The organism is Pseudomonas typographi (assembly GCF_014694385.1).
GTDB lineage: Bacteria > Pseudomonadota > Gammaproteobacteria > Pseudomonadales > Pseudomonadaceae > Aquipseudomonas > Aquipseudomonas typographi.
The window spans coordinates 1-733 of record NZ_JAAOCA010000119.1 but is presented as its reverse complement, the minus strand read 5'-3'; the positions used below and the strand labels follow the sequence as shown (position 1 = coordinate 733).

The following is a 733-nucleotide window of genomic DNA, read 5'->3' as shown; positions in this document are numbered from 1 at the left end:
GACCAGACCTACACCACTGGCGACATGGTGGTGGCCGGGAACAGGATCTACCAGGCCACCCAGGACGTGCCCGAGGAAACCCCGCCGCCTAACGCGGATTACTGGCTGGACGTGGGCCAATCCATCGAAACGGCTAACGGCCTGGCGCAGCAGGTCGAGCAGAACACCACCAAGATCACCGACCTTGAATCGGAGGCCAGTAGCCTGCAGGTGCTGCGCGCCGCCTACCGCGACGACGACGGGGAAGGGGATCTGCAGGACGCGCTGAACATGTGGGCTACCCAGGCCGCCTACTCGAAAGAGGTAGTGGTGCGGGCGAACCAGAACGAGGCGTTGGTGCAGACCACCGAAACGTTACAGGCGCAGGCCGGCGAGAACACGGCGGCGATTCAGACCGTGGCCACCGCCCAGGCCAGTACCGACGGCACACTTTCGACCATGTGGTCGGTGAAGATGCAGCTCACCACCAACGGCCAGTACGTGGCGGCCGGGATTGGGCTGGGGATCGAGAACACCGACGCGGGCCTGCAAAGCCAGTTCCTGGTGTCGGCGGACCGGTTCGCCGTCGTCGGCACCACCGCCGGGGGGACAGTCTTCACGCCCTTTGTGGTCCAGAGCGGCCAGGTGTACATCAGCCAGGCGTTCATCGCCGACGGCACCATCACCAGCGCGAAGATCGGCGATTACATCCAGTCGACGAACTATGTGGCGGGCTCGACCGGCTGGCGCATGA

1 protein-coding gene is annotated in these 733 nt (G+C 64.9%); it reads left to right on the top strand.

All coding sequences use genetic code 11. The features are described 5' to 3' along the window. Nucleotides 1–30 precede the first annotated feature (30 nt). On the top strand, nucleotides 31–733 hold a 703-nt coding region (locus HAQ05_RS27960), incomplete at its 3' end, for a DUF1983 domain-containing protein (protein WP_338050286.1).